This is a genomic window from Paenibacillus sp. 01T443, from assembly GCF_056398325.1.
In genome coordinates, this window is the sequence record NZ_JBFTPE010000072.1 from 1 (window position 1) to 629 (window position 629).

Below are 629 nucleotides of genomic sequence, written 5' to 3' on the forward strand. Positions count from 1 at the left end.
GTTCGGGAACATCCAGTTCAGGATCACCGTCACGAACCCGAAGGCGACAGAGCTCAGCACGGCGACGCGGGGCACTCCGGCGGCGCTCGTGCGGGTGAGCGCGAGCGGGGCGAGACCGCGCTCGCCGAGCGAGAACGCCATGCGCGAGGCGCCGTAGATGTTCGCGTTCATGGCCGACAGCAGCGCCACGATGACGATGAGGTCCATCACGAGCCCCACACCGGGGATCTTGAGCGTGTCCAGCACCGCGGAGAAGGGCCCGGCCAGCACCGACTCGGAGTTCCACGGCAGCACCGCGACGATCACGAAGATGGATCCGACGTAGAACACCAGGATCCGCACCATCACCTGACGAACGATCCGGCTGATGTTGCGCGACGGGTCGTCCGACTCGGCCGCCGCGATCGCGACGACCTCGGTGCCGCCGAATGCGAAGACGACGATCAGCAGCGCTCCCGCGATGCCCGCGATGCCGGTCGGGGCGAAGCCGCCCTGGTCGACGAGGTTGCCCACCCCGGTGGCCGCGTGGCCCGGGATCAGGCCGACGATCGCGAGCACGCCGACGACGAGGAACGCGATGATCGCGGCGACCTTGATCGCGGCGAACCAGAACTCGAACCGGCCGTAGT

1 protein-coding gene is annotated in these 629 nt (G+C 68.5%); it reads right to left on the reverse strand.

Annotation, left to right across the window (positions count from 1 at the left end):
• A partial coding sequence (locus AC1DLI_RS34310) for an amino acid permease (RefSeq protein ID WP_477610206.1) occupies window positions 1-629 on the reverse strand: 629 nt, incomplete at both ends.